Source organism: Actinoplanes sp. ATCC 53533, from assembly GCF_003947245.1.
In genome coordinates this window covers 42,928-68,226 of sequence record NZ_QHHV01000099.1, presented here as the reverse complement: position 1 = coordinate 68,226, position 25,299 = coordinate 42,928, and the positions used below count along the sequence as shown (strand labels likewise).

Sequence of the window (25,299 nt, the reverse complement as noted above, 5' to 3'; positions counted from 1 at the left end):
GTTCCGCTCAGGCGGCCGCGCTGGTCTTCTCGCGAGGTGCGACCTCGGTTCCGCCCTCGTGCAGGCGTTCGAGCGCGAGCTCCTCGGCGTCCGGCTCCCGGGGCGCGGGCCTGGTCAGCGCGAACAGCACGCAGACCACGGTGAGCAGCAGATAGCCGAGGCTGACCTGGCCGTCGGCGTTCCACTGCACCTTCTCCGCGTGGATCAGGCCGACGAAGGTCAGCACCGCGCCCACGCCGGAGAAGACCGCCGCGTGCCAGAAGCGCTTGTCGATGATGAACGCGACGATCGCGCCCAGCACCAGGCCGGCCAGGATCGCCCCGGAGCCCAGCGTCTTCAGGCCGTCGTAGACCACCCCGGCGCCGGCCAGCGTGCCGATGCCGACGTCCGCCGCGGTGGTGCCGGCCGCCGACAGCACGTTGTCCATCTGCCCGGTGGCCCAGCTGGCGATGTTCGGGATCAGGGCGGCGACCACGGCCGCGGCGTGCGCCCGCGGGGTGGCCTGGAACGCTTGCGCACCGATGAGCAGGCCGATGTAGAGCAGGATCGGCACGATCGCGGCGGTCGGGAAGATCGTGCCGAGCAGGCCGAACATCCCGAAGAAGCAGAGCAGCGCGATCACCACGCCGGTCGCCATCGAGTAGCCGGTCCGGCCGCCGGCCGCCTTCCAGCCGGGGTGCCCGACGTAGACGGCCGGCGGGAACGGCGAGCCGAGCATCGAGCCGATGACCGCGCCGCCGCCGTCGGCGAGCAGCACGCTGCGCAGGTTGTAGCGGTCGCCGGCGGTGGCCGCGCTCTCCACGTTGGTCATCGCCTCGGTGAAGTTGTAGACGCCCAGCGGGATCGCCGTGGCCAGCAGCGGCGCCATGTCGCGCAGCCCGTCGAAGAGCAGATCGACCTTCAGGTGCGGGAAGGCGAACGCGATGTCCTTGGCGGCGGCGGTCACGTCCGGCACCGACATGGCGCCGCCGATCCAGCCGATCGCGCTGCCGCCCAGCAGGGCGACCAGGCCGATCGGCAGGTTGAAGGGCAGCTTGACGTCGGTGAGCAGGCCGATGAGCAGCAGGCCGAAGACCGGCAGCGCGATCCAGGCGGCCTTCCACATCTGCCCGGCCGGGTTCATCGAGATGAAGGTGATGGAGATGCCGGCCAGGGTGCCGAGCAGGGCGGCGCGGGGCGCGTACTTGCGGATGTACGGGCCGACGAACGCGCCGATCAGCACGATGACGCCGATGATGAACGCCCACGCGATGCCGGCCGTCCAGGCCTGGATCGGGTCCTTGGTGCGCAGGTAGATCGGCAACATGATGACGAAGATGACGATGAACATGTGCGGGACGCTGGGCCCGTACGGCATCGCGGTGACGTCGGACCGGTTCTCCTTGATCGCCAGCCGGCGCGCCAGGTAGGTGTAGTACATGTTGCCGAGCACCAGGGCGATGCCCAGCGCGGGCAGGATGACGCCGAAGACGTCGCCCGGGTCCATCCCGATGACGCCGACGCAGAGGCCGGTCAGGGTGAGCACGTTGACGAGGACGTTGACGCCGAAGCCGAAGAACGCGTTGGTGTCACCGCGTACCCAATAGGGGAGTTTCATGGCCGCTCCTCAAGAGTGACGGATGTGGAATCCGCGACCCAGCCGAAGATGCCGCCCTGGGCGGCGATCATCTCCAGCCCGACGCGCTGGAACTCGGGGAAGTAGGAGCCGACGCAGTCGGCGAGCACGAGGCACTCGTAACCCCGGTCGTTGGCCTCGCGGACCGTCGTGTGCACGCACACCTCGGTCGTCACGCCCGCGACCAGCAGGCTGCGGATGCCACCCTTGTCGAGCAGGTCCTGCAACTCGGTGGCGTAGAAGGCGCCCTTGCCGGGCTTGTCGACGACCGCCTCGCCGGGGGCCGGCTGCAGCTCGTCGATGATGTCGTGGCCGTATTCGCCGCGGATCAGGATGCGGCCTTTCGGTCCCTGCTGACCGATCTTGCCGCGGGCGAGTTTCGTGGGTGGACAGTCGGACAGATCGGGCAGGTGGCCTTCCCTGGTGTGGATCACCGGGAGGCCGGCGCCGCGCCAGACGGTCAGGAACGCGGCCAGCGGGGCGATGGTGCGGCGCAGCTGCGAGACGTCGTTGCCCAGGCTCTCGCCGAAGCCGCCCGGCTCGAGGAAGTCCCGCTGCATGTCGATGACCAGCAGCGCCGTGCTCTCCGGCGCGAAGGTGAAGGGGGAGGGAGTCGCTTCGACGGTCGGCACGGCTCAGCCCTCCGTCGCGGCGATGACGTCGTCGGAGGTAGCGACGCACCCGAAGACCCCGCCCTGCATGGTGACCATGTGCAGCGCCGCCGCGTGGTTGCCGGGGTCCGTCGCGCCGGTGCAGTCGGAGAGGATCAGGCATTCGTAGCCGCGGTCGTTGGCCTCCCGCATGGTCGTGTGCACGCAGACGTCGGTGGTGATCCCGGTCAGGATCAAATGCGTGATCCCATGGGTACGCAGGACGAGGTCGAGATTCGTGGCGTAGAACGCACCCTTGCCGGGCTTGTCGACGATCACCTCGCCGGCCACCGGGGCGACCTCGGGCACGATCTCCCAGCCCGGCTCGCCCTTGACCAGGATCCGGCCGCACGGCCCCTGACCGCCGATCTCCGCGCCGATCTGCGCCGAGCGCCACCGCTTGTTGGCGGGCAGGTCGGACAGGTCGGGGTCGTGGCCCTCGCGGGTGTGCACGACGAGCATGCCCAGGCCGCGGGCGTGGGCGAGCAGGCGAGCGGTGGCCGGCAGCCCGGCCCGGGTGAGCGCGATGTCGTAGCCCATCGCCTCGACGTAGCCGCCGGGGCCGCAGAAGTCGGTTTGCCAGTCGATGCAGATCAGCGCGGTGCGCTCGACCGGCACCGAGCCGTCGTAGGGCCAGAGATAGGGGGTGGCCTTGACCGGGCCGATGATCGCCGTCATGCGTCCTGCCTTTCCGATGCGGAACGGTGTGCCCGCCAGCCGCCGCCGGCGGTGATGTCCTGGGCTGCGCCGACCGCGTAGGCCTCGCAGAGGAAGCCGGTCGCCTCGGTGCCGTCGGCCAGCGCGATCCGGCCGAGCGACAGCGGGGCGGCGATGCCGGCGAGCAGACCGCCGACCTCGGCGGCCGGCAATTGCCAGAGTTCGAGGTCGATCGCGGCGCCGCTGTCGTCCCGGACCAGACCGGGTACGCCGGACGGCAGCCGGTAGAGCCGGTAGCAGGGTGCGGTTGTGGTCGCGCCGAGCAGGGTCGCCCGCCGTTCGGTCAGTTCGTGGTTGCGGGGTTCGCCGCTCAGGTGGAGCCCGACGACGGCGATCGTCATGAGGTCATTCCCGTTCGTGATCAGCTCGGCCAGGCCGACCAGGGTGTCGTCGCTGAAGGCGGGGCCGAGCAGGGTGAGGCTCGCCGGGCGGCCGTCGGCGGTGCAGCCGTTCGGGATCGTCACCGCGGCGAGGTCGAGCAGGTTCGCGAACTGGGTGTAGCGGCCCAGGTTCAGGTTCCGGCCGATCGGGTCCTCGGCGATCTCGTCGTGGGTGTAGGTGGTCCCGATCGTCGGCAGCACCAGCACGTCGACGGTGTCCCAGAGCCGGTCCGTCCAGGCCTGTAACTCCCGGAGCCGGTGCACACCCCGCCAGGCGTCCACCGCGGTGAACCGCCGTCCGCTCTCCAGCACCTGCCGGGTCACCGGCAGCACCGAATCGGGATGCTCGGCCAGGAAGACGCCGAGATCGGCCAGCCGCTCGGCCACCCACGGCCCGCGGTAGAGCAGGTCGCCGGCCTCCAGCAGGGGCGCGATGTCGATCTCGCTCCGCTCGCCCGGCAAGCGGTCGAGCCCGGCCGCGAACGCCTTCTCCTGCCCGGCGTCGCCGAAGAAATCGAGCGAGCGGGCGGTGGCAAGGCGCAGCGTGTCCGGCGCCGGCCTTGATCCGGTACGCCCCCAGGGGTCCCCATCGGCCAGTCCACGCGCGACCCGCAGCACCGCCGCGGCCCGCCCGACGGTCGGGGCGAAGATCGAGACGCAGTCCAGCGAGCGGCAGGCCGGCACCACCCCCAGCGTGCTGAGCAGGCCCCGGGTCGGCTTGACGCCGACGATGCCGTTGAGCGCGGCGGGCACCCGGCCGGAGCCGGCGGTGTCGGTGCCGAGCGCGAAGTCGACGAGCCCGGCGGCCACGGCGACGGCCGAGCCGGAACTGGACCCGCCGGAGATCAGGCCGCCGCCGAAGACGCTCTCCGGCGTGCCGTACGGCGACCGGGCGCCGGTCAGGCCGGTGGCGAACTGGTCCAGATTGGTCTTGCCGACCAGCAGCGCGCCGGCGTCGAGCAGCCGCCGCACCACGGGGGCCGTGTCGCGCGGCAGGTAGGCGAAGTCGGGGCAGGCCGCGGTGGTCGCCATCCCGGCGACGTCGATGTTGTCCTTGACCGCGAAGGTCAGCCCGGACAGCGGCAGGTCGGCGGGAACGGTGGCGGCGCGGGCCCGCAGGTCCGCCTCGTCGACGGTGCTGATCCAGACCCCGTCGTCGCCGCGTTCCCGGATGCGCCGGAAGACATCGTTCATTCTGTCGATTGTCGACCGTTTCGTTTCGGCCGACTCCACGTCGTGTAACGGGCTGATTTCCTAAGGTGATCTAGGTCAGATAGGTGCGGGCGCCGTGCCCGTTCAGGGCGGCGATGATGCTTTTGGGGTCACCCTGGGCGACGGCGGCGAGCAGGTGCTCGTGCCGGTGCACGCCGTCCGACGGCTCCGCCACCTCCGCCTCCCGGCGCAGGTTGACCGCCATGTAGAGCTGCAGGCGGACCAGCACTGACTCGTACAGCGTGCAGAGCTGGCGGTTGCCGCCCAGCGCGACCACCTCGACGTGGAAGCGGCGGTGCGCGTCGGCGATGGCCAGCCGGTCGCCCGCCTCGGTCGCCTTGCTCATGACCTCGAGCGCGGCGTGCAGCCCGGACAGATCCGCGCCCGGCCGGATCGAGCCGACGGCGTGCCGCTCCAGGACGTCGCGCACCTCATACAGCTCGCGGACGTCGTCGTCGGAGAGGGTGGCGACCCGGACGCCGCGGCGCGGGATGTGCTCGACGAGCCCCTGCTGGGCCAGGAGCCGCAGCGCCTCGCGCAGCGGTGCCCGGCTGATGCCCAGCCTGCGGGTGAGCTGCTCCTCGACGAGCCGCTCGCCGGGATCGATATCGCCGCTGAGGATCTGCCGGCTGAGCCGATCGAGGGCGAGGTCGACGAGGCTGCGACTCTCCAGCTCCCCGTTGCCCACCCGTCGAGTGTGCCAGCGTGCGGCGGTTACCGTGAACGCGGGCGGGCGCTGATGGCAATACCCGGTATGAGAATCACCGGCACGGAGGTGCGGCCAGTGCTCACCGGTACGGGGCTCACCGGTACGGGGGCAGCGGACCGGTTCGCCGCCGTGTTCGACGAGCACGCCGGCGGATTGTGGCGCTACCTGGCCCGGCAGGCCGGAGCCGCGGTCGCCGAGGACCTCGTGGCGGAGACGTTCCTGGTGGCCTGGGAGGCACGCGACGACTACGTCGCCGAACTCGGCAGCGTCCGCTCCTGGCGCTACGGCATCACTTGGTATCCCGGTCGGCACCGCGGAGAGCAGCCGCAAGGCCGGGATCGAGCAGTCCGTGCGGCCGCCGACGGAGCTGCGGGCGCGGTGCGGGGACTGGTACGAGGACCCGTGCGACCGAGACGCCGACTGGCAGTCGCCGAACGACGACTTCCTCGCGGACCTGCCGCGCGACCCTCGCGAGCTGTCCATCGGCGAGCGGAAACGGCTCTCCGCGCCGATGGACGGGATGCGGCCGGGCACGCTGATCGCGTCGACCTCGGTCAGGTACGGGATCAGCCCGGCCGCGGGCGCGCCCCCCGCAGGCTGATCAGGGCAGCAGCTCGTCCAGGGCAGGCGGCTTCGTGAGGATGCCGTCCTGCCGGCCGAGCGCGGCCAACCGCTCCACGGAGGCCCGGTTGACGTCGTGCGGCCAGCTCGGCAGGATCATCGCGCTCCGGACCACGTCGTTGATCTTCGTGTACGTGCCGACGGTCGCCCGGACCTCCTCCGGGTGGCCGGCGGCGTACTCCAGCGACTCGTTGACCGCGTCGGCGAAGCGCTTCACCAGGTCGGGATCCTTGTCGATCAGCGGCATACCGGTGAAGTACAGCGCCAGGGTCAGGTCCGGGGCCGTGTCCACAAAGTTCGACGCGACCACCTGACCGCCCTGGGTGAGCACCTCGGAGAGCTGCGGTTCGACCACCCAGGCCGCGTCGATCTGATGGCTCTGCAGCGCGGCGGGCATGCTGGAGAAGGGCATCGCCTGGAACTGAATGTTGGTCGGGTCGCCCTTGTCCCGGCGCACCGACTGCCGCACGGTGGTGTCGCCCAGGTTCTTCAGGGCGTTGATCGCGACCCGCTTGCCCGCGAGATCCTTCGCCGACCGGATCGGACTGCCGTCGGCCACGACGATCGCCGAGAAGTCGCGGCCCGGGCGCCCGGTCGAGGCGCACCCGTTGGCCACGGCCTTGAGCGGGGCGCCGTCGGACTTCGCCGCCATCAGCGAGGTCACGTTGCTGAAGCCGAACTGGTATTTGCCCGCCAGCACGGCCTTGATGATCGTGGCACCGCTCTGCTCCAGCGCCAGGGAGAGATCGATGCCCCGGCTGCTGAAGAAGCCCCGCTCCCGGCCCAGGTAGAGCGGGGCGACGTCGACGATCGGGATGACGCCGACGCTGACCTTGGTGCCGCCGCCGGCCGGCCCCGGCTGATCGTCGTCCGAACTGCAGGCCGCGGTGGCGAGCAGGGTCGCCGCGAGGGCGACAGCGGCGAGGATCCGGCGCATCTTGAGGTCTCCTGAGGTGTGAGGACACGGGTGGGGCTCGGCGACCGTACCCCGTCTGGCGGTCCCGCGGTGGGGGCGAAACGGCCAGAGGTCGACATCCGTCCGTCGACGTTTCGGCTTCGATCTCAGCGGACGCGACGTCAGCGTTGAGCCGGCGCGGCGCGGCGCGGCGTTGGCGTGGCGTCGGCGTTGAGCCGGCGTGGCGTGGCGTGGCGTTCAGCGGACGTGGCGTGGCGTCAGCAGAAGCGCGGGAGGTGGTGCGCGAACTGCGCGCGCCAGGACGGCCAGTCGTGCGGGACGTCGGGTCCCCACAGGTCGAGCTCGTGCCGCAGGCCCTGGGTGGCGAGCAGGTGCGCCATCCGCCGGGTCGCGTCCAGCGAGCCGGTGGTGTCCTCCCACTGCCCCTGGCCGCAGACCAGCAGCGCCGAGACCCGCGAACGCAGCCACTCCAGGTGGTCGCCGTGCAGGTTGGCGATGTAGTCGACCGGGCTGTTGAAGTAGACGGCGTCGCCGCGCTCGCCCCAACTGCGCCAAGCGGCCGGCTCGTAGTTGCCGGAGAAGCACAGGGCCAGCGGGAACAGGTCGGCCCGCTTGAAGGCGAAGTTCAAGGCGTGGAAGGCGCCCATCGAGCATCCGGCCGTGGCGAGCTCGACACCCGCACCGGAGTCGGCCCGCACGTGCGGCACCACCACGTCCACGATCCAGGACTCATACGAGGCGTGCCGGCGGGCGCGCTCCTCCAGCGGAAGGTAGTCGGCCGACCAGGTGGCAGCGTCGAAGGAGTCGACGCAGTACAGCTTCACCCGGCCGGCGTCGAGCAGATCCTCGACCGCGGCGACCATGCCATGGTCCGCGAACTCCCAGGCCTGCCCCTGCTCGGTGGGGAAGACGACAACAGGCCGGCCGAAGTGACCGTAGACAGCCACGGTGCCGGAGGCGGTGCTCGTCGGCGAGTCGAGTCGCACGGAGTAATGGCGCACCCCGCCGATGTTCCCTGGTTGCGGCCCGATCACACCCGCCCCGGTGTCCGCCATCACGTAGGCATCCGCCGGGGTGGCGGGTAGACTCACCTTAAAGCGCTTTAAGTGGCTCTCAAGTCAAGTCTCTCCGTTCAAGTCTCTCCATCAAGTAAGGAAAGTGCCATGCAGCTCGCGGCCAAGATCCGTGACGCCCGCACCAGCCTGTCCCACCTCCGCACCCGGCGGCTGGCCCACCGCCGGCTCAGTGCCGAGCTGGCGACCTTCGTCACCGCGGCCGACCGTGCCGAGCTCGACCACCTGCTCGATCGATATGACAGCGACCAGACCCGCGAGATCCGGACGATCCTGCTCCGCCAGGACGCCGCGCGCCTCTGAGGCGCCGCGCGCCTCTGTCTGGGGCGTCCGATCCTGTTGGATCGCTTTCATCCGAAACCGATCGGTCTATTTGATAGGCCTCGGTCGTTTGGCCCGCAGTCGATCCGCAATACCCCGATTCCGATCCTGGCGCGTGGGCGGCCGGCTCGCGAGGCCCTCGTGCGGGTAGGCGTAGCCGGTCGAGCGGCCGATCTGATTGTCGACCGCCAGCTGGACGATGACTCGGGTGCCGTCGAGCAGCCCTGCGCAAATGCCAGGATCGCCTGCCGGCGGCAGCGCCGCGACCGTCGTCCGTCCGGCTCTCGGCATCGGATGGACGTTGGTCGCCGCAGCGCGATGTCATTCGGCTGCCCGGCTGCCCGGCTGCCCGGCTGCCCGGCTGCCCGGCTGCCCGGCTGCCCGGCTGCCCGGCTGCCCGGCTGCCCGGCTGCCCGGCTGCCCGGCTGCCCGGCTGCCCGGCTGCCCGGCTGCCCGGCTGCCCGGCTGCCCGGCTGCCCGGCTGCCCGGCTGCCCGGCTGCCCGGCTGCCGCCGGGTTGGCGTGGCGGAGTGCTCCGTCGCCGGAGCGCGACGACGCCCCGTTGCCCGAGGTTGAATTCACCCAGCCATCGGCGGAGGTCGCGTCCGCCAATTTTCCGGACACCAAATCCTATGACGCTTCTTTGGTGCGCATTCCCCCTGCGTCATGCGTCGAAGGGTATTCGCCACACGCAGGTATCAAGACCGTCATGAAAACAGTGAAAATGTTCCCGCTGGAATATCGTATCGAACATTGTCAAGGAGGCAATCCGGAGCGACCGCAGGTCGTGTTCTACATTCCGTACGCGATGACTTACTCAACGATAATTTTGGCCGATCGCTGAAATTCTGACCGTCGCCATGCAACACGGAAGGCGTCAAGCGCGTCTTCTTAGTAGCAACCCGACGATGTCTACAGTGAATCGAGTCCAGCCGTGCGATCCAATGGTCACGTCGCAACACTGAGCGGGTATGAACCCATTACGTCCGAGCAGCGAGCCGAGTTTCTTGAGCGCGGCCTCACGCTCGTCCGTGGCGCGCTGAGCGAGGGGCAGCGCGAGCGCCTTGAAGCGGCGGTCGACCGGGTCTATGCCGAGGAGCGGTCCGCCGGCCGGGTGCGAGACAACGGCGCACTCCACATGCTCGGTTTTCTGCCGCGCGACGAGGCATTCGGTGACCTGCTCACCGTTCCGACCGTCTTCCCGTACATGTGGGGGATCGCCGGCTGGAACATCTACACCCACCACAACCACCTGGATGTCACCCCGCCCACGCCGGACGACGAACCGCCGACCTGGGGCTGGCATCAGGACGGCTACCGGCAGAATTCCGATCCGGAGACCATGGACCCCGCCCAGCCGCGGCCCATGTTCTCGCTCAAGGTCGGCTATGTTCTGTCCGATCTGTCGCGCGTCGGCCGGGGCGCCACGATGGTGATTCCGGGAAGCCACCTGAGCAACAGTCTCGACCGCCCGGCGGACACTTCGCAGCCACACGAGCCTCCGCGCGGCGCGATGGAGGTCACCGCCAACCCCGGTGACGCCTTCATCTTCGATCGTCGCCTCTGGCATTCTCGCTCGCCCAACACGAGCGTGGTGACGCGGAAAATCCTCTTCGTCGGTTACACCTACCGGTGGATCCGTCCCTTGGACGACATGCCGATCGACCGAACCAGCCAGTGGTGGAACAACCGCACCCCGGTGCAGCGGCAACTGCTCGGCGAAGCACCCGACAACCTCAACTACTGGGGTGTGAAGGGGGACGGCTATGTCGACCAAGACATCCCGCTGCGCCGAGAGCTCCGCGAGCGGGGCCTGCTCGACCGTTCCATCCCGTGGCTGCGGTGACGGGTTCACCTATTCAACCGAGCCGTATTACGTTCAACCTCATCCCGCCCATTCGCGTACGTTCGGACGGGGTTCGCTCTCGGCTCACCATGCATGCGGCATAGCTCCGTGAGACGGTTGTCTCTGCCGCAGCATGTGGGCTTTGACTGCGAGCCGCAAGGAACCGCAGCGAGCCTGTCGGAAGGTTGACGCACCGGCCGGGATCGGCGCCCGCGATCCGGTCAAAGACGCTTTCATCGGAGGACGTGGCGAGGCAATCGGACTGACTGCGCGCTTTCGCGAGCGACGCATTCGATCCCCGAAACCAGACGGCGTCCCCGGCCCCTCGGGGCATCACCGACAAAGCGCTCAACGAGGGCGCTGCGCGGAGATCTTGGCGATTTCTGGCCTCTTTGGAGATTTCGCGAATCCCCTCGATGCCCACCGCCAAGTGCCCGAGTCGCAGGAGTTATACCGGTATTTCCGGCGGGGATGCTCCGGTTGAGCCCCGTGCTGCCCAGCGATGGCCGACGATATGCCGTGGCGGAGTGGAGCCAGCCGGGTCGCCGTCCCGCCGTGCCGTGCCGCCGTGCCGTGCCGCGCCGCGGGTTCGTCCACGTGGCCTTGTGGGACGGCGGCCGGCATGCCCCGATGTCGGTCGATCAGCGCCGGTCGTCAATGTCGTAAGTGCCCGTCGCCGGTGGCCCGGCTGGTTCGTAGATGTGGATCGCGAGTCCGCCAGGTGTCGACTCGTTGCGCATCAGTCGCAGGCCGGCCGGCGTGCCGCCGTCGGGGAACAGTCGGCGACCCGTGCCTACCACCACCGGGGCGATGATCAGCCGTAGCTCGTCGATCAGCCCCGCGGCCAGCAGCGATTGCGCCAGCCGGGCGCTGCCGTGGATCTGCAGCTCCCGGCCGGGCTGCCGCTTGAGGTCGCTGACCTGGGCCGCGACGTCGCCGGACAGCACGGTTGTCGGTGCCCAGTCGCCGGTGCGCAGGGTTCGCGAGGCCACGTACTTGGGGCGGCCGTTGAGCTGCCGGGCGACCTCGTCGTCCGGGTTGGTCGCTTTTGGCCAGTCCCGGGCGAAGTTCTCGTACGTTCGCCGGCCGAACAGGAAGCCGTCCGCCTCCCGTACCCAGCCGGTGATCGTCCGCAGGAACGCGTCGTCCAGGTGCGGGACGAACCAGCCGCCCCCGGTGAACCCGTCGCTGGTGTCCTCGTCCGGCGACCCGGGGCCCTGTGTCACGCCGTCCAGGGACAGGAATTCCATCAGGATCAGTCTCATGGCGCCTCTTTCTCTTCGGCTTCGCCTGGTAACGTACTACCACATGGTTGTAGATGAGGTCGAGCGGCGCGCGCTGGATGACGTGTTCCACGCGCTTGCCGACGGCACCCGGCGCGACATCGTGGTGCGGACCCTGCGCGATGAATACTCGGTCTCGGCGCTGTCCCGGCTCTATCCGATGACGTTCGCGGCGGTCCAGAAGCATGTCGCCGTGCTGGAGCGGGCCGCGCTCGTCACCAAGCGCCGGAGCGGCCGCGAGCAGCTCGTCACCGGCAACGTCGACACCGTTCGGCGGGCCGCGCGGTTGCTCGACCAGCTTGAGGTGGTCTGGCGTGACCGGCTGGACCGATTCGGCGCGATCCTCGCCGAGGATCCGAACCCGGGAGACCCCGCATGACCGTCACCAGCGTCCACAAGGATCCCGAGGCTCGCACGATGACCCTCACGGCGGAGTTCGCCGCCACCGCCGCCGGGGTCTGGCAGCTCTGGGCGGATCCGCGCCGGCTCGAACGGTGGTGGGGCCCGCCGACCCACCCGGCCACCGTGGTCGAGCACGACCTGCGGCCGGGCGGAAAGGTCTCGTACTTCGTGACCGGACCGGACGGCGAGCGGTCGCCCGGCTGGTGGCGGGTGCTGGCCGTGACCGCGCCGTACGGATTGGAGCTCGAGCTCGGTGATCCCGGCATCCCGGCCTTGCTCGTCCGGGTCGGGATCGAGGAGCGCCCCGGCGGCGCCACCCGGATGGTGATCGTGACGACCTTCCCGACCGCCGGCGCGATGGACCAGCTGATCGGGATGGGCTACGAGCAGGGCCTCACCGCCGCGGTCGAACAGATCACCCAGGTCCTGGGCTACGAGCAGGCCTGACGGCCGTGGTCGAACAGATTACCCAGGTCCTGGGCTACGAGCGGGCCTGACCGTCGTGGTCGAACAGATCACGGACGTCCTGGGCGCCGGGCCGATGGCCCGGTAGCGCCCACCGCGACAGCCGGATTCCGCCCTACCGGCGGTGGTGGGTTCGCGACCGTTGGGTATAACCGGGTCATGGACGTTGAGGAACTCGCGCGGCTGGTGGATGAGGTGCCCGGCACCGAGGTCTCGATCGAGACCGGTGTGCTGGTCGCGCGGGTGCCGGCGATCGGTGACGCCGTCCGCCTGGCGGCGGGCGACGTGCTGAACCACGACCTGATCCTCGCGCCCGACGGCCGGCCGGGCGTCGAGCTCGGGGTTCGCCGCGGGCACGAGGAGCTGCCGCTGATCATCACCGTCGACGACGTCGTCTTCATGCCCGCCTACGCGGCCGACATGCTGGAGAAGGGGGCCGAGATGACGGTCCCCTCGATGCCGAACCTGATCGCGTACTCGGAGATGCACCGCGACGTGCGGGCGCTCGGCCGGGCGATCGACGATCCTCACCTGGAGCTGGAGCCGGAGATCCTCGCCGCCACGCTGCTGGTGCACCGCTGCTTCCTCGCCGGCGCCGTACGGGTGGGGTTGTGGCCGGTGCGGGTCGCGGCCTGGTGGGAATACACCTGGGCCCGGGTAGGCGCGGGTCTGCCGGTCGGGCCGTTCCGTCCGGATCCGGAATGGGACCGGCTGATGGCTGCCGTGACCGAGGCCCGCCGCCACGCGGCGGCGGTCGAGGAGACCGAGGCGGGCGCGGTGCCGTGACGGCTCAGCGCAGCGGGCTCTGGGTGGGCGGCTCGATGAGCTCCCACCGGGCGTGCTTGGGGTTCCGGTCGTCACCCGACGAGCGGCCGCGCAGCCGGCGCTGGATCCAGGGCAGGACGTGCTCCCCGTAGTAACGGACGTTGTCCGCGATCCGGCGCCGCCCCGCGGCCCCGGGCGCGGCCGGACCGGGGAATTCCCCGAAGCCCAGCGCGTGCAGCACCAGATCGGCGACCCGCCGGTGGCCGACGCTGTTGAGGTGCAGCCGGTCCGGGGACCAGTACCGGTGGTCGCGGATCTCCTCGTCGTCGAAGACATTGACCATGGTCACGTCGTGCAGGGCGCAGACCTCGGCGGTCGCCGCGGTGAGATAGTCGCCACGGCGCCGGATCGTCCGGCCGAACGGCAGCTGCCCGGTGGGGTCCGCGCCGCTGAGCACCACCAGGCGTACGCCCGCTTCGGCGCACCGCCGGATGGCCTGCTCGATCATCGCGACCAGGTCGGCCAGGTCGACCCCCGGGCGCATCATGTCGTTGCCGCCGCCGTTGAAGGTGATCAGGTCGGCGGCCGGCTGCAGGGCGAGGACGGCGTCGAGCTGGGTGGTGACGATGGGTCGCAGCAGCCGGCCCCGGATGGCCAGGTTGGCATACTCCAGGCGCTCGCCCCGGTCGGCCAGTCCGGCGCTGAGCCCGGCGGCGACCAGATCCGTCCAGCCCCGCACCGAACCGTCCGGCAGTTCGTCACCGACGCCTTCGCTGAAGCTGTCCCCGATCGCCGCGTACCGCATGAAACCGCCTCCGTCATCGACTCCGGACAGGCTAATCCCGGGCCGGCGGCCCGCTCGGGCCGGGATCATCTGTCTCAGGGGCAGGTCGGCACGGTGGCCGCTACGACTTTCGTCGGAGGGGGCGGCCCGAGGAACCCCGCTCAGTGGCGATGCGGCGAGGGCCGGCCGGGCGGAATAGTCGTTCTCATCGCGGCGGAAGGCGCTGCCGAGCCGAGGAGACGACGATGGGAAACGACACGAGTGTCCTGGCGGACTTCCCGCGGACCGACTGGCATTCCGGCCGGGCCGCGCAACTGCCGCACCGCCCGGAGCCGGGACGCGCCCAGCTGCTGGCGATCCTGACCGACGCGGCCGTGATCCGGATCGGCCTGCTCGCGGTCGGCATCTCGGCGCTGTTGCTGGCCGTCGCCGCCGTCCTCTGACCCGCCCGCGCGACCGCCCGCGCGACCGCTCCGCGTGGCCCTGGGCCCGCATGGCCGGCCGGCCCGCAACGCGCGGAACGTGGGCGGAACGCCCCCTATCGTTGGTGTGGTGACCACCTCACCCGTCGCCTACGACACGCTGGCCGACGTGTACGAGTGGCTGGTGCCCGAGCCGCTGCTGACTCCCGAGGGCGCCGCCGACGCGTTCGCGAGCGTCGTCGACCACCTCCCGGCCGGCGGCCGGGTCCTCGACTGCGCTGCCGGCACCGGACAGCTCGCCGTCGGGCTGGCGCTGCGCGGTTTCGCTGCGGTCGCCGCCGACCTCAGTCCGGCCATGGTGGAGCGGACGCGGGCGCTGGCCGCCGAGCGCAACGTCGATCTCCCGGCGGTCACCTGCGATTGGACGGCGCTCGGCCGGCAGGGCTGGCGGGAGCCGTTCGACGCGGTCTTCTGCGTCGGCAACTCCATCGCCCATGTTGGACCGTCGGGCCCACGCCGCGCCGCATTGTCCGCCATGGCCGGTGTGCTGAGCGCGGGCGGCGTGCTGGCGCTGACGTCGCGCAACTGGGACCTGGTCCGGGCACAGGGCCCGGGGCTGCGGGTGGCCGACAGCCTGACCCGGCGCGCGGGCCGCACGGGACTGGTGCTGTACAGCTGGGATCTGTCCGACTCCGCCGAGCGGCCGGACCACGTCGACGTGGCTGTCGCACTCTTCGCCGATGGCGAAACCGATGGCGAAACCGATGGCGAAACCGATGGCGGAGCCGGTGGTGGAGCCGGTGGTGGAGCCGGTGGCGAAACCGATTGTGGAGCCGGTGGTGGAGCCGATGGCGAGTCCGATCGTGGAGCCGGCGTCGTCGCCGTCACCACCCACCAGGAGCGGCTCGCATACTGGCCGTTCGGCCACGACGAGTTGGTCGCCGACCTGCGGGCCGTAGGGCTGGCGCTGGAGCACACCACCTACACCGACGACGCGGAGCGATATCTGCTGGTCGCCCGCCGAACCGCCGGCCGATGACGCCGTCGGGCGGGCTCAGCCTGCGGCGTGACCGGCGGACCGGCCGTCGCGCATCGCGGCCACGAGGTCCTCGCGGGCGCGGGCCACGCGGGAGCGGATGGTGCCGACCGGGCAGCCGCAGACCTCCGCGGCCTCGGCGTACGACAGCCCGGCGAGCTGGGTCGCGACGAAGGCCTCCCGCCGCTCCGGGGCGAGGCCGGCGAGCAGGTCGTTGAGCGCGTGCTGTTCCTCGAACCGGGCGTGACCGGACGAGGCGGCGGCGTCGGCGGCTGGCTGCCAGTCGGGCAGGACGGCCACCCGGGGGCGCCGGGTGGCCTGGCGTACGGCGTCCGCGGCCACCCGGCGGCCGATGGCGAACAGCCAGGTCCGCACCGAGGAGCGCCCGGCGAAGTCGGGCAGCGCCCGCACCGCGCGCAGGTACGTCTCCTGCGTCAGATCCTCGACGTCCCCGGTGCTGGACAGGGGCCCGAGGAACCGCATGAGATCACGCTGGGTGGCGCGGATCAGGCTGGTCAGGGCATCCCGGTCGCCGCGCGCGGCGGCGTACGCGAGCGCGGTGAGTTCGTGCTCCGGCATGGCCTGCGGTTTCCTCTCGTAGGACGTCTGTGACCAGGTACGGGCCCGCTGCCGGAATGGTTCAAGTGCCCTCGCGCGGACGAAACACCGGCGGCCACCGGGAACTTCGCCGCCCCGCTCCGCGACCAACGCATCGACACCCACGATGGAGGCGGGAACACGATGCAGAACACCCTGGCCGGCGGCACTCGACGACGGGCGCTCGCGGCGTTCGCGCTCGCCGGTGCGCTGAGCACCCTCGGCCTCACCGGTTGCGGTGACAGCAGCGCCGCGAGCGGCGGCACCCCCGCCGCCACGCCGTCCGCGGGCGCGGTCGCCGCGACGCTGACCGTCAAGGACCCGTGGGTGAAGGCCGCGAAGGCCGGGACGATGACCGCCGCGTTCGCCATTCTCGTCAACGACACCGGCGCCGACATCACCGTGGTCGGCGCCGAATCCACGGCGTCGCCGATGGAGCTGCACGAGATGACCACCAAGGAAGGCAAGATGGTGATGCAGCCCAAGGAGGGCGGTTTCGTCATCAAGGCCAAGTCCACCCATGAGCTGGGCCCGGGCGGCGACCACCTGATGCTGATGAATCCGAGCGCCGCCATCGAGGCCGGCGACCAGGTGCCGTTCACCCTGAAGCTGGGCGACGGCACCACGCTGCCGTTCACCGCGATCGCCAAGCCGTTCGCCGGGGCGGGCGAGAGCTACGACCCGGGCATGTCGATGCCCGCCTCCGGCATGCCGATGTCGCCGATGGCAAGCGCCGCGCCGTGACCGCCCGGCCTGTCGCGGTGAGCAGGCGCCGCCTGCTCGCCGGGGGTGCGGTCGCCGGTCTCGGCGCGGCGGCCGGCGCCGGTGCCGTCGCCGCCGCCGGCCGGGACACCCCGGTCCCGGTCGCCGCCGCCGCGGCCCTTGACACCGGTACGGCCACCGTGGCGTTCCACGGTCCGCGCCAGGCCGGGGTGAGCCAGGACCCACCCGCGCACGCCGCGTTCGTCGCCTTCACCCTCCCGGCCGGCACGGACCGGCGCGCGCTGGGCCGGTTGCTGCGCCTGCTGACCGACGACGCCGCCCGCCTGACCCAGGGCATTCCCGCGCTGGGCGACACCGAGGCGGACCTGGCGTCGCTGCCCGCCCGGCTCACCGTCACCTTCGGCTTCGGCCCGGGCCTCTACCGGGCGGCCGGGCTGGCGGTGCCCGTCGCCGAGCTGCCGAAGTTTCCCATCGACCGCCTGGAGCCCCGGTGGTCCGGCGGCGACCTGCTGCTGCAGGTCTGCGCCGACGACCCGCTGACCGTCGCGCACACCCAGCGCATGCTGATCAAGGACGCGCGTCCGTTCGCGGCAGTCCGCTGGGTGCAGCAGGGCTTCCGGCGCAGCCCCGGAGTGCAGGCGCCGACGCACACCCAGCGCAACCTGCTCGGCCAGCTCGACGGCACCGCCAATCCGCGCGACGCGGTGCTCGACGCCGCGGTCTGGAACCCGGACGGTTCCTCCACGCTGGTGGTGCGCCGCATCCGCGCCGAGATCGAGAAGTGGGACCTGCTCAGCGTCGCCGACAAGGAGAACGCCGTCGGCCGTACGATGGCCGCCGGCGCGCCGCTGAGCGGGCGGCACGAGCACGACGAGCCGGACTTCACCGCCCTCGACGCGTCCGGGCTGCCGGTGATGCCGGACTACTCGCACGTCACCCGCGCGCACGTGAGCGATCCGGCGCTGAAGATCCTGCGCCGGCCGTACAACTATGACGGCGCGCCGAACGCGGCCGGTCACCCCGACAGCGGGTTGATCTTCGCCGCCTATCAGCGTGACATCGTCCGTCAGTTCCTGCCCATCCAGCAACGCCTCGCCGACAAGGACCTGTTGAACGAATGGATAACCCCGATCGGCTCCGCCGTCTTCGCGATTCCGCCCGGCTGCGCCGAGGGCGGCTGGATCGGCGAGCAGGAGCTGGCATGAGAAGACTCCTGCTCGTCCTCGCCGCGGTCTGTGTGGTGCTGTTGCCCGCCGGCCCGGCCCTGGCCCACAACCAGCTCGTCTCCGCCAAGCCGGACCGCAACGCCGTGCTGCGCAAGGCACCCACGGCGGTGACCCTCGCCTTCCTGCAGCGCCTCAACCCCGACTTCACCACCATCGTGGTCAGCGACGCCGCGAAACGGCCCATCCCCGCGTCCGCGCCCACCATCAAGGCCAAGTCCGCGACGGTGACGCTCGACCAGGCGCTCGGCAACGGCGCATACCAGGTCGCATACCGCGTGGTGTCCGTCGACGGGCACACCGTGCAGGGCAAGTACACCTTCACCGTCGCCGACCCGTCCGCGCCGGCAGCCGATGCCGCACCGTCCGCCGCGGCCTCCGCTCCCGAGGCCGCGCCGCCCGCTTCCGCTTCCGCTCCCACGGTCGCCGTGGCGCCGGCGGCCGGGTCCGGCGGCGCCGCCGACGGCATGCCCATCGCGCTCATCGGGCTGGGCGTGGTCCTCGCGGCGGGCGCCGGCTACCTGTACGTGTCCAGACGGCGCCGGGCGGTCGCGGCCCGGACATAGCCTGGGAGAAGGCCTGGACGTAGCCCGGATGCAGCCCGGGAGAAGGCCCGGATGCAGCCCCGGGAGGAGGCCCGGATGCAGCCCGGGAGAAGGCCGTGTCTCAGCCGACGGCCACGTCGACGAGGAACGTGATCGGCGGTCCGGTCCGGGGCACGGTCGTGACGGTCAGGGTGGCGCGCCGGTCGGCCGCCATCGGGGCTATGGCCAGCGCGAGCCGGTCACCGAGCCGCTGGACGGCCACCGTCCCGGCCAACGGACCGGCCACTGTCCCGGCCACCGGACCGGCCACCGAAGCGGCCGCTCGCGCGGGCGCGTCCACGCCGATCGACCAGCTCCGGACCGGCCCCAGGGAAGAGCTGGCGCACAGATGAACGAGGGCGGTGAAGTCGTCGGTCTGCTCGCGGCGGACCTGCAGGCTGTGCCCGCCCGCGACCGCGGTGACCGAGGTTCGCGCCGGGCACGGGCCCTCGGCCCGCGGCGGCGCGACCTCGACGCCGTTGAGCAGGAGCGTCACGCAGACGATCAGCGCCGCCACCGCGACCGTGACTGTCACCGGGCCGGCGCGCGACACCTTCCGCGCCGGGGGCCGGGGCGCGAGCCGGGGCAGCACGACGATTCGACCGCCGACGTGGCGGGCCGTCAGCCGGGTGCCCGGGATCGCGGTGCGACGCCGCACGCTCCGGCAGTACCGGGAGCCGGCGGCTCGTGGTGCCGGAGGGCGGGCATCGGCTCCCATGCGTTGTGCTCCGTATCGTCGAGGACCAGCTCCTACTCACCGGGATAGTCGCTCGCCGGCCCCCGATGGTTCCGGCACTCGGCCGCCCGGCTGCTGCCGCCAGCCCGCCCCGGTTGGCAGCGCCGCGGGCGAAGTCGCGGTGCTGTCCGGCGGCAGTTCCTGATGCTCATCAGCGCGCTGCGCGCGTGGTTCACCCGCCCCGGCGCCGCGGTTCCGGCCTGGTACCGCGCGCACGGTGATCCGGTGGTCGGCCCGGCCCTGCGCATGTTGCACGCCGACCCGGCGTATCCGTGGACGGTGGCGGCACTTCGGCGGATCGCTCGGATCCCGGTTTCCCGGTGCCGATAATGGCTGACATGAGCAGTCCAGCTGATCTGGCCGCCGAGCTGGGTTCGCTGGAGGACCGCTTCGGCGCGGACATCGGGCACATCCTGGCCCGGGCGCAGCAGCTCGAGCTGGCTGCCGCCGCGCAGGGCGATGAGGCCTCGGTGGTACGCGCCCGGCTGATCCAAGCCAACATGCACCGGCGCGGCGGCGACCTCGCGTTGTCGGCGCGGATGTGCTGGGCCGTCAACAGCTGGGCCGCCGAGCGTGGTCACCGTACGCTGCTGGCCCGCAGCCACCAGCAGCTGTCGGCGATCTACGACAACCTCGGCGACACCGCCACCGGGCTGGAACACGCCGTGCTCGCGGTGGGCTTCCTCGACGACGACAGCCCACCGCGGATGCGTGCCGTGCTGCTCGTGAAGCTCGCGGACGACCTGGCCATGGACGGTTCCGTGTCGGCGTTCCGCGAGCGCTACCGGCAGGCCGAACGGGTCGCCCTGGCCGCCGGCGACACCGAGATGCTGCTCGTGGTGCTCAACAACTTCGCCTACGCCGACTACGTCGCCGGGCACGCCGAGCAGGCCTGGGACACCATGCGGCGGCTGCGGTCGGCGACCGACCGGGCCGGGCAGCGGCTCACCCCGGACGCCGTGGACACGCTGGCCCGCATCCAGATCGCCCTGGGCCGGCATACCGACGCCGTCCTCACCGCCGAGGCGAACGTGCAGGACCACGCCTTCTCCGGCATGGACGACGCCGACGCGCTCGCGGAATACCTGCTGACGCTGACGGTGGCACACCGGCATCGCGGCGACGTCGCGGACGCCCAGCGCTGCCTCGACGAGTGCGCGCTGCTGTGCCGGGAGCGCGAGCTGGCCGGCATCGGCGTGCGGGTGCTGCAGGAGCAGGCCGAACTGCACGCCGCCCGGGGCCGGTTCGACCTCGCCTTCACCACCTACAAGCGGTTCCACGAGGCTTCGCAGGTGCTGGTCTCCGAGCAGCGGGAGGCGCAGGCGCGCACCCGGCACGCGATGTTCGAGACCGCCGAGGCCCGCCGCGACGCGGACCGCTTCCGGGAGCAGGCTCTGCTCGACCCGCTGACCGGCCTTGGCAACCGCCGGTTCGTCGACGAACACCTGCCCGGCCTGCTCGCGGCGGCTCCCGGCACGCCGGTGACCGTGGCGATGGTCGACCTGGATCACTTCAAGCTGATCAACGACACCTGGTCGCACGACGTCGGCGACCAGGTGCTGATGCGGATCGCCGGCCTGCTGGGCGCGGCCGCGGTGCCGGGCTTCGCCGCCCGGCTCGGCGGCGAGGAGTTCCTGGTCGTGCTGACCGGGGAGGGTGCGGCGCAGGCCGTGCGGCGGGTCGAGGAGCTGCGGCGCGCGGTGGCCGAGCACGACTGGTCGCCGCTGACCGGCGACACGCCGGTGACGGTCAGCGTCGGCATGACGGTCGCCGATCGGATGGTCACCCAGGCACAGGCGCTGGCGACCGCCGACGCGGCCCTGTACGCGGCCAAGCGCGGCGGTCGTAACCGGGTCGAGGCCAACCTGCGGGCCTGGCCGGCGCCGCGATAGTGATACTGATCCGATGTCGCGATACACCGCCCTGCTGCGGCGCCTGGGCAACCAGCGCTGGTTCGCCACCCTCGGCCGCCTGCTGACCCCGCTGGACCGCCGGCTGTACCGGCTCACCGGAGGACGCTGGTCGGTCGTCGGCCGGCACGCGCTGCCGTCGCTGCTGATCACCACGACCGGCCGTAAGTCGGGCCTGCCCCGCACCCAACCGCTGCTGTACGCCACCGACGGGGACGGCTACGTCGTGGTCGGCTCGAACTGGGGCCAGCCGAGCCATCCGGCCTGGTCGGCGAACCTGATCGCGCAGCCGAACGCCCGGGTCACCCTCGGCGAACGAGAGTTCGGGGTGCGCGCGACGCTGACCACCGGCGCCGAGCGGGACCGCCTCTGGGCCGTGGTGCAGCGGATCTGGCCGGGCTACGCGGCGTACGCCGAGCGCGCCGAGGGCCGCGAGATCCGGATCTTCCGGCTCACGCCCGACAGCTGACGCGCCGGGATCAGGCGATGGGCTCATTCACGCGTGAGCCCCGTCCGGGGTGAGGCCGAGCTCGGCGGCGGAGCCTAAGCGGCGAGGTATGTTCGGTTCGCGCTGGGGAACACGGAGGTGGATCATGACGAAGGTGACCCGTCGATTCGCTCTGTGGCAGGCCGATCTCGACGGCGGCGTCTGCGCCGTACCGGAAGAGTGCGTCGAGGTTCTGCGCCACCGGGAGCGCATCGCGCTCGTGCTGGAGCACCGTGACCACGGTCTCACGCCCACCCGGCAGGTCTTCGAGACCTCCCTGTCGCAGGACGTCGAGTGGCAGTTCGGCGACATCACCTGGCCGGCGGAGCTGCGGCCCGGCGTGCTCGTCACCGTCGTGTGGCAGTCGACCAAGGACGAGGTCGTCGTGCGCACCGCGCCCCTGGAAGAGCCGATGCGGGTCGACGGCGTCGACTACTTCCACGAGTACGACCCGAGGGTCGTCACCCGCGAGTTCAACGTGACCACGTCGAACCGGGGGCAGGTGATGCACGCGGTGCGCAAGCAGGGCCGCGTCTTCTCCGACGGCAGCGCCGTGCTCGCCGAGTCGGGCCTTGCCGCGCTGTGCGGGCTCGGCCGGGGAGCCCGCGGGTCCTTCCTGCTCCGCAACGCCGTTGACCAACTCATCCGCGAGGGTTACCTCACCCGGGTGCCCGGCAGCGTCGACGCGGCGGGTTATCCCACCTATCCCGCCGTCGACGGCCAGAAATCCGCCGAGATGCTCTTCTACGCGCCGCTGGTCGAGCCGGCCCCGTACCCCGGGGATCCCGATGCGGATCCCGAGGCCGAGGGCACCGACCGCCGTGACCACTGGGTCAACGGCTTCGTCCGCAAGCTGCCGCCCGGCGCCCAGCCGTCGGAGAAGCAGCTCACGCTGCACGAGCGGGCCGTCGAGAGCGAGCAGGTCGCCAGCCCGCTGGCGCCCGGCTACACCTTCGTGAAAAAGCACCACCGCACCTGAGCTATCTCTGCCGGGGCTCCGCCGTCGCCGGCTCGGCGGCCGGCGCCGGGCCCGCAAGGTAGCGGTGGCTCAGCCGCCGGTACGGGCCGCTGCCCAGCGCCAGGATGGTGGCGAGCAGGCCGATGACGCCGGTCAGCACGAAGACGAGCGCGAGGCCGCGGTCGGCTCCGGTGCCGAACCAGCCGCCGATCGCCCGCGCGCCCCCGCCGTCGGTCATGAACGGGATGAACACGAACTGGGCGATCGGCGAGATCAGGAACGCGGTCAGCGGCGACGCGGCCTGCTCGACGCTCTGCGCGAAGCCGAATACCCGCCCCTGCCGCTCATAGGGCACGACCGTCTGCAGGATCGTCTGCTCGGCGGCCTCCGCGTACGGCACGAGCAGCATGTACGCGTACATGCCCGCGGAGAGCAGGATGATCGAGGACCGGAGCGGGAACAGGATGGTCACGACCCACAGCACGAGGTTGACGAGCAGCAGCAGCCGGACCGGGTTCCGGCCCAGGCCGGTCCGGGCGATGAGGAGCCCGCCGATGATGAAACCCGTGCTCATCACCCCCCAGAGCAGTCCCCAGGTCTGGACCGAGACCAACGACAACCCGTACGCGTCCATGAGCGCCATGAACACGCCGCCGAGGAAGTTGTTGAACGCGGAGAAGAGGATCAGCGCCGCCAGCCCGGGCACCTCGCCGACCACCCGGATGGTGCCCCGCAGGTCCACCGTGTGCTTCGGGGCGACCGCCGGCGTCGCTCCGTCGGCGGACGCGGCCCCGTCGGCGGCGACCGGTGCCTCCGAGCGCTCGGGCACCGGGACGAGGGCCAGGTGCACCAGCGCGACGGCGAGCGCCGCCAGCGCCAGGACCAGCACCCAGAACATGCCACCGAGGGCCACGAGCAACCCGCTGATCACCGACGTCACCAGGAACGACACGCCCGATGCCGTGCCCACCAGCCCGTTGGCCCGGTCCCTGGTGTCCGCCGCGATCAGCACGGTCACCAGCGTCGACAGCGCGATCGTGCGGATGTTGCCGGCGATGACGCCGACCATCAGCGGCACGATGAGGGCCCACAGCGCGACGCTCGTCGGGTCGGTGAACGATTCGCGCGGTGCGAACTGGTAAACCGCGAAAGCCACGCCGTAGAGCACGAACGACGCCGCCGCCGACACCTGCATCATCGTCTTCTTGGCGTGGTGGTCGACCAGGCTGCCGAACCAGATGCCGGTCGTGGCCGTCATCACGAGGAAGATCCCGGCGACCATGCCGGTGGCGAAGACCGACCGGGTCTGCAGATAGACGTAGAAGGTGATCGCGAACCAGACCGTGAAGTTGATGACCGACACCAGCAGGGTGCTGCCCAGCAGTTGGTAGAACACCTTCTGGTGCCCGCGGATGACGTTCATGAAGCAGACTGTATGACCTCAAGCCCGGTTGATGTCCAGCCGTATTCGGAGCGCCGGCGCCGCTGGGCCACGTTCGTGCTCGACCCGGCGGGGAACGCGTTCGGCCTGGTGAGGAAGCAGCGGGGTGGGTTCCTGGGTGGCTTGTCGCGCCGGTGGCTCGCCGGCCGGCCGGGCCGCGGCCGCCGGTGCCCGGCGACCGATCGCGAGCGCCGCCGCGTAGCCGAAGGCGCAGGCCACCGGGAGCCACAGCGGCACCATCAGGCGGTCGTACTGCGTGATCATCGGATGTGCCACGACCATCATCACCCCGGTCAACCCCGTGAAGATCCACGGTACGGCGGCGACCCGCATCCGCAGCAGGAGCACCGCGACGGCGAAACCCAGCGCGGCGATGGTGGTCGGCACGGCCGCCTCGGCCGCGAGCTGCTCCGGCCAGAAGGTGAGGTTCCGCTCGATCAGCCAGCCGATCGGGTCGGCGACGTCGGCGTGCAGCTTGAAGTGGCCGGTCGCGTAGTCCTGGATCGTGTCGTTCAGGCCGGGCAGGTGCAGCACCTTGCTGAGTGCCTGCCAGGCGGCGACGGCCAGCACGCCGACCGCACCCATCGTCAGGCCCGGCCGCCGGTGCCCGCGGCCGAACGCGGTGACGACGCCGGCGGCGAGCAACGTCAGGGCCATCGCCATCCCGCTGGCCGAGCGGACCAGGAAGAGCCAGGTCAGCGCGACGATCACGATCGGCAGGCCGAGCCGGCGGCCGCGCGACAGCAGCGTGGCGCCGAGCACGACGGCGAGATACCCGCCGAGGACGCCGCCCTCGGTCATCATCCGGGTCATGGCGAAGCCCGACGGCAGGATGAACAGGATCGCCGCGGCGAACACCCCCGCCAGGCGCAGGCCGCTGGCGAGCCAGACCGCCAGGTATGCCAGCACGGCCGCGATCAGCGCCAGCACCAGGGTCGCGGCCATCATGCCGGTCCACGCCCCCAGGGTCGCGACGAAGGGGGCGGCGAACATCGGGTAGCCCGGCCGGCTGTCGAAGATGGCGACATACCGGGGCGAGAAGCCGGTGCTGGTGTACAGCTCGCACCTCGACGTCTCTTTGCTCGCGCGGAATGACCGGTTCGCGTCCCGGCACACCTGCTGCGCCGCCTGGAGCCGAGCCGTCTCAGGGTCCACCCCGGTGAAGATCAATGCCTGTCTCATGTACCAGAAGCTGTCCCCGCCGGCGATGCGCCGCGGATCCTCGTACCGGGCGAAGAAGAGCAGGGTGGCGATCACCATGATCAGGAGCAGCCAGGCCGTCTCGATCAGGCCCCGCCTGGCGCGGGACGCCGGCGGGCGGGCTCCAGCGTGTTGAGCGTTCTCGGTTTCCACGTGTTTACTCGATCCCCGTGATTGAGTTAAACGATCAAAAGGCATGACTCGGGCGCGCTGATACCTACCGA

27 protein-coding genes and 4 pseudogenes are annotated in these 25,299 nt (G+C 71.2%); 17 read left to right on the top strand and 14 right to left on the bottom strand.

Features of this window, described 5'->3' with window-relative positions; all coding sequences use genetic code 11:
• Nucleotides 1-7: 7 nt before the first annotated feature.
• From DMB66_RS29505 to DMB66_RS29485, 5 genes are read right to left on the bottom strand one after another with little or no spacing between them, the layout of a single operon-like run.
• Nucleotides 8-1,597, bottom strand: a complete 1,590-nt coding sequence (locus DMB66_RS29505) for a regulator (protein ID WP_125807378.1) — start codon at nt 1,595-1,597, stop codon at nt 8-10.
• Entirely contained in the window at nt 1,594-2,247 is a 654-nt protein-coding gene (locus DMB66_RS29500; protein WP_125807377.1) for a cysteine hydrolase family protein, read from the bottom strand. The genes DMB66_RS29505 and DMB66_RS29500 overlap by 4 nt, the downstream gene beginning before the upstream one ends.
• A gap of 3 nt (nt 2,248-2,250) precedes the next feature.
• Complete coding sequence (locus DMB66_RS29495; protein ID WP_199752679.1) at nt 2,251-2,943, bottom strand: cysteine hydrolase family protein; 693 nt, start codon at nt 2,941-2,943, stop codon at nt 2,251-2,253.
• On the bottom strand, nt 2,940-4,595 hold the full coding sequence (gene atzF / locus DMB66_RS29490; RefSeq protein WP_255440990.1) for an allophanate hydrolase: 1,656 nt from the start codon (nt 4,593-4,595) through the stop codon (nt 2,940-2,942). Before atzF ends, DMB66_RS29495 begins: the two co-directional genes overlap by 4 nt.
• A 31-nt stretch (nt 4,596-4,626) precedes the next feature.
• Entirely contained in the window at nt 4,627-5,262 is a 636-nt protein-coding gene (locus DMB66_RS29485) for a GntR family transcriptional regulator (RefSeq protein ID WP_125807375.1), read from the bottom strand.
• A 51-nt stretch (nt 5,263-5,313) separates the two neighbouring features.
• On the opposite strand from DMB66_RS29485, the pseudogene DMB66_RS64150 reads away from it, so the two are divergent.
• Both DMB66_RS64150 and DMB66_RS64145 read left to right on the top strand, forming a co-directional pair.
• A pseudogene (locus DMB66_RS64150) lies at nt 5,314-5,565 on the top strand (sigma factor); the annotation flags it as partial.
• Between the two features lie 67 nt (nt 5,566-5,632).
• Nucleotides 5,633-5,884 (top strand): hypothetical protein, encoded by a 252-nt coding sequence (locus DMB66_RS64145; protein ID WP_233624926.1) that lies wholly within the window; start codon nt 5,633-5,635, stop codon nt 5,882-5,884.
• Here DMB66_RS64145 and DMB66_RS29475 read toward each other — a convergent pair whose 3' ends face one another.
• Together DMB66_RS29475 and DMB66_RS29470 are read right to left on the bottom strand one after the other, a co-directional pair.
• On the bottom strand, nt 5,885-6,841 hold the full coding sequence (locus tag DMB66_RS29475; protein WP_125807374.1) for an ABC transporter substrate-binding protein: 957 nt from the start codon (nt 6,839-6,841) through the stop codon (nt 5,885-5,887).
• Nucleotides 6,842-7,077: 236 nt separating this feature from the next.
• Nucleotides 7,078-7,911, bottom strand: a complete 834-nt coding sequence (locus DMB66_RS29470; RefSeq protein ID WP_233624921.1) for an esterase family protein — start codon at nt 7,909-7,911, stop codon at nt 7,078-7,080.
• A gap of 72 nt (nt 7,912-7,983) precedes the next feature.
• Here DMB66_RS29470 and DMB66_RS29465 point away from each other — a divergent pair, with 72 nt between their 5' ends.
• The 3 genes from DMB66_RS29465 (at nt 7,984) to DMB66_RS29455 (ending at nt 10,059) form a co-directional block, all read left to right on the top strand.
• A complete protein-coding gene (locus DMB66_RS29465; RefSeq protein WP_125807373.1) occupies nt 7,984-8,196 on the top strand; it encodes a hypothetical protein in 213 nt (70 codons plus the stop codon).
• 36 nt (nt 8,197-8,232) lie between these two features.
• A complete protein-coding gene (locus DMB66_RS66060; RefSeq protein WP_158647403.1) occupies nt 8,233-9,057 on the top strand; it encodes a hypothetical protein in 825 nt (274 codons plus the stop codon).
• A gap of 90 nt (nt 9,058-9,147) precedes the next feature.
• Nucleotides 9,148-10,059, top strand: a complete 912-nt coding sequence (locus tag DMB66_RS29455; RefSeq protein WP_233624919.1) for a phytanoyl-CoA dioxygenase family protein — start codon at nt 9,148-9,150, stop codon at nt 10,057-10,059.
• A gap of 641 nt (nt 10,060-10,700) precedes the next feature.
• Here DMB66_RS29455 and DMB66_RS29450 read toward each other — a convergent pair.
• Nucleotides 10,701-11,324, bottom strand: a complete 624-nt coding sequence (locus DMB66_RS29450) for a dihydrofolate reductase family protein (RefSeq protein ID WP_125807371.1) — start codon at nt 11,322-11,324, stop codon at nt 10,701-10,703.
• A gap of 43 nt (nt 11,325-11,367) precedes the next feature.
• On the opposite strand from DMB66_RS29450, the gene DMB66_RS29445 reads away from it, so the two are divergent.
• The 3 genes from DMB66_RS29445 (at nt 11,368) to DMB66_RS29435 (ending at nt 12,995) form a co-directional block, all read left to right on the top strand.
• Nucleotides 11,368-11,721: a helix-turn-helix domain-containing protein gene (locus DMB66_RS29445; RefSeq protein WP_125807370.1), complete on the top strand. Its 354-nt coding sequence runs from the start codon at nt 11,368-11,370 to the stop codon at nt 11,719-11,721.
• Nucleotides 11,718-12,191: an SRPBCC domain-containing protein gene (locus DMB66_RS29440; RefSeq protein WP_125807369.1), complete on the top strand. Its 474-nt coding sequence runs from the start codon at nt 11,718-11,720 to the stop codon at nt 12,189-12,191. Before DMB66_RS29445 ends, DMB66_RS29440 begins: the two co-directional genes overlap by 4 nt.
• 177 nt (nt 12,192-12,368) lie before the next feature.
• Complete coding sequence (locus DMB66_RS29435; RefSeq protein WP_125807368.1) at nt 12,369-12,995, top strand: hypothetical protein; 627 nt, start codon at nt 12,369-12,371, stop codon at nt 12,993-12,995.
• Nucleotides 12,996-12,999: 4 nt separating this feature from the next.
• On the opposite strand, the gene DMB66_RS29430 is transcribed toward DMB66_RS29435, so the two are convergent.
• Nucleotides 13,000-13,779, bottom strand: coding sequence for an SGNH/GDSL hydrolase family protein (locus DMB66_RS29430; RefSeq protein ID WP_125807367.1), 780 nt, complete (start codon nt 13,777-13,779; stop codon nt 13,000-13,002).
• Between the two features lie 224 nt (nt 13,780-14,003).
• Here DMB66_RS29430 and DMB66_RS29425 point away from each other — a divergent pair, with 224 nt between their 5' ends.
• Both DMB66_RS29425 and DMB66_RS66055 read left to right on the top strand, forming a co-directional pair.
• A complete protein-coding gene (locus tag DMB66_RS29425; protein ID WP_125807366.1) occupies nt 14,004-14,201 on the top strand; it encodes a hypothetical protein in 198 nt (65 codons plus the stop codon).
• A gap of 34 nt (nt 14,202-14,235) precedes the next feature.
• A pseudogene (locus DMB66_RS66055) lies at nt 14,236-14,754 on the top strand (class I SAM-dependent methyltransferase); the annotation flags it as partial.
• A gap of 210 nt (nt 14,755-14,964) precedes the next feature.
• Here DMB66_RS66055 and DMB66_RS66050 read toward each other — a convergent pair.
• Both DMB66_RS66050 and DMB66_RS29415 read right to left on the bottom strand, forming a co-directional pair.
• Nucleotides 14,965-15,075, bottom strand: a pseudogene (locus DMB66_RS66050) (hypothetical protein); the annotation flags it as partial.
• 159 nt (nt 15,076-15,234) lie between these two features.
• Nucleotides 15,235-15,795 carry a sigma-70 family RNA polymerase sigma factor gene (locus DMB66_RS29415; protein ID WP_125807364.1) on the bottom strand — a complete coding sequence of 187 codons (561 nt, stop codon included), beginning with the start codon at nt 15,793-15,795 and terminating at the stop codon, nt 15,235-15,237.
• A gap of 162 nt (nt 15,796-15,957) precedes the next feature.
• On the opposite strand from DMB66_RS29415, the gene DMB66_RS29410 reads away from it, so the two are divergent.
• The 3 genes from DMB66_RS29410 to DMB66_RS29400 are packed head-to-tail and all read left to right on the top strand — an operon-like array spanning nt 15,958 to nt 18,325.
• Nucleotides 15,958-16,557 (top strand): copper chaperone PCu(A)C, encoded by a 600-nt coding sequence (locus tag DMB66_RS29410; protein ID WP_125807363.1) that lies wholly within the window; start codon nt 15,958-15,960, stop codon nt 16,555-16,557.
• Nucleotides 16,558-16,574: 17 nt separating this feature from the next.
• On the top strand, nt 16,575-17,741 hold the full coding sequence (locus DMB66_RS29405; RefSeq protein ID WP_125807362.1) for a Dyp-type peroxidase: 1,167 nt from the start codon (nt 16,575-16,577) through the stop codon (nt 17,739-17,741).
• Nucleotides 17,738-18,325: a copper resistance CopC family protein gene (locus tag DMB66_RS29400; protein ID WP_125807361.1), complete on the top strand. Its 588-nt coding sequence runs from the start codon at nt 17,738-17,740 to the stop codon at nt 18,323-18,325. The genes DMB66_RS29405 and DMB66_RS29400 overlap by 4 nt, the downstream gene beginning before the upstream one ends.
• 100 nt (nt 18,326-18,425) lie before the next feature.
• On the opposite strand, the gene DMB66_RS29395 is transcribed toward DMB66_RS29400, so the two are convergent.
• Nucleotides 18,426-19,001 (bottom strand): hypothetical protein, encoded by a 576-nt coding sequence (locus DMB66_RS29395; protein WP_125807360.1) that lies wholly within the window; start codon nt 18,999-19,001, stop codon nt 18,426-18,428.
• A gap of 219 nt (nt 19,002-19,220) precedes the next feature.
• On the opposite strand from DMB66_RS29395, the pseudogene DMB66_RS64130 reads away from it, so the two are divergent.
• From DMB66_RS64130 to DMB66_RS29375, 4 genes and pseudogenes are all read left to right on the top strand, one after another.
• Nucleotides 19,221-19,370, top strand: a pseudogene (locus tag DMB66_RS64130) (AraC family transcriptional regulator); the annotation flags it as partial.
• A 47-nt stretch (nt 19,371-19,417) separates the two neighbouring features.
• Complete coding sequence (locus DMB66_RS29385; protein WP_125807359.1) at nt 19,418-20,971, top strand: GGDEF domain-containing protein; 1,554 nt, start codon at nt 19,418-19,420, stop codon at nt 20,969-20,971.
• Nucleotides 20,972-20,984: 13 nt separating this feature from the next.
• Nucleotides 20,985-21,458, top strand: a complete 474-nt coding sequence (locus DMB66_RS29380; protein ID WP_125807358.1) for a nitroreductase family deazaflavin-dependent oxidoreductase — start codon at nt 20,985-20,987, stop codon at nt 21,456-21,458.
• 124 nt (nt 21,459-21,582) lie between these two features.
• On the top strand, nt 21,583-22,455 hold the full coding sequence (locus tag DMB66_RS29375; RefSeq protein WP_125807357.1) for a hypothetical protein: 873 nt from the start codon (nt 21,583-21,585) through the stop codon (nt 22,453-22,455).
• A gap of 1 nt (nt 22,456) precedes the next feature.
• Here the strand turns inward: DMB66_RS29375 and DMB66_RS29370 are convergent, their stop codons facing one another.
• Nucleotides 22,457-23,857: an MFS transporter gene (locus DMB66_RS29370; RefSeq protein ID WP_125807356.1), complete on the bottom strand. Its 1,401-nt coding sequence runs from the start codon at nt 23,855-23,857 to the stop codon at nt 22,457-22,459.
• 18 nt (nt 23,858-23,875) lie between these two features.
• Nucleotides 23,876-25,228 (bottom strand): hypothetical protein, encoded by a 1,353-nt coding sequence (locus DMB66_RS29365; RefSeq protein ID WP_125807355.1) that lies wholly within the window; start codon nt 25,226-25,228, stop codon nt 23,876-23,878.
• Nucleotides 25,229-25,299 lie beyond the last annotated feature (71 nt).

Excerpts from the sequence above, each read along its gene's own strand:
- DMB66_RS29435 (WP_125807368.1), top strand. The coding sequence starts at position 12,369 with ATGGACGTTGAGGAACTCGCGCGGCTGGTGGATGAGGTGCCCGGCACC.
- DMB66_RS29505 (WP_125807378.1), bottom strand. The coding sequence starts at position 1,597 with ATGAAACTCCCCTATTGGGTACGCGGTGACACCAACGCGTTCTTCGGC.
- DMB66_RS29495 (WP_199752679.1), bottom strand. The coding sequence starts at position 2,943 with ATGACGGCGATCATCGGCCCGGTCAAGGCCACCCCCTATCTCTGGCCC.
- DMB66_RS29400 (WP_125807361.1), top strand. The coding sequence starts at position 17,738 with ATGAGAAGACTCCTGCTCGTCCTCGCCGCGGTCTGTGTGGTGCTGTTG.
- DMB66_RS29425 (WP_125807366.1), top strand. The coding sequence starts at position 14,004 with ATGGGAAACGACACGAGTGTCCTGGCGGACTTCCCGCGGACCGACTGG.
- DMB66_RS29430 (WP_125807367.1), bottom strand. The coding sequence starts at position 13,779 with ATGCGGTACGCGGCGATCGGGGACAGCTTCAGCGAAGGCGTCGGTGAC.
- DMB66_RS29475 (WP_125807374.1), bottom strand. The coding sequence starts at position 6,841 with ATGCGCCGGATCCTCGCCGCTGTCGCCCTCGCGGCGACCCTGCTCGCC.
- DMB66_RS29385 (WP_125807359.1), top strand. The coding sequence starts at position 19,418 with ATGAGCAGTCCAGCTGATCTGGCCGCCGAGCTGGGTTCGCTGGAGGAC.
- DMB66_RS29415 (WP_125807364.1), bottom strand. The coding sequence starts at position 15,795 with ATGCCGGAGCACGAACTCACCGCGCTCGCGTACGCCGCCGCGCGCGGC.
- DMB66_RS29440 (WP_125807369.1), top strand. The coding sequence starts at position 11,718 with ATGACCGTCACCAGCGTCCACAAGGATCCCGAGGCTCGCACGATGACC.
- DMB66_RS29450 (WP_125807371.1), bottom strand. The coding sequence starts at position 11,324 with ATGAGACTGATCCTGATGGAATTCCTGTCCCTGGACGGCGTGACACAG.
- DMB66_RS29380 (WP_125807358.1), top strand. The coding sequence starts at position 20,985 with ATGTCGCGATACACCGCCCTGCTGCGGCGCCTGGGCAACCAGCGCTGG.
- DMB66_RS29465 (WP_125807373.1), top strand. The coding sequence starts at position 7,984 with ATGCAGCTCGCGGCCAAGATCCGTGACGCCCGCACCAGCCTGTCCCAC.
- DMB66_RS29410 (WP_125807363.1), top strand. The coding sequence starts at position 15,958 with ATGCAGAACACCCTGGCCGGCGGCACTCGACGACGGGCGCTCGCGGCG.
- DMB66_RS29445 (WP_125807370.1), top strand. The coding sequence starts at position 11,368 with ATGGTTGTAGATGAGGTCGAGCGGCGCGCGCTGGATGACGTGTTCCAC.
- DMB66_RS29375 (WP_125807357.1), top strand. The coding sequence starts at position 21,583 with ATGACGAAGGTGACCCGTCGATTCGCTCTGTGGCAGGCCGATCTCGAC.
- DMB66_RS29370 (WP_125807356.1), bottom strand. The coding sequence starts at position 23,857 with ATGAACGTCATCCGCGGGCACCAGAAGGTGTTCTACCAACTGCTGGGC.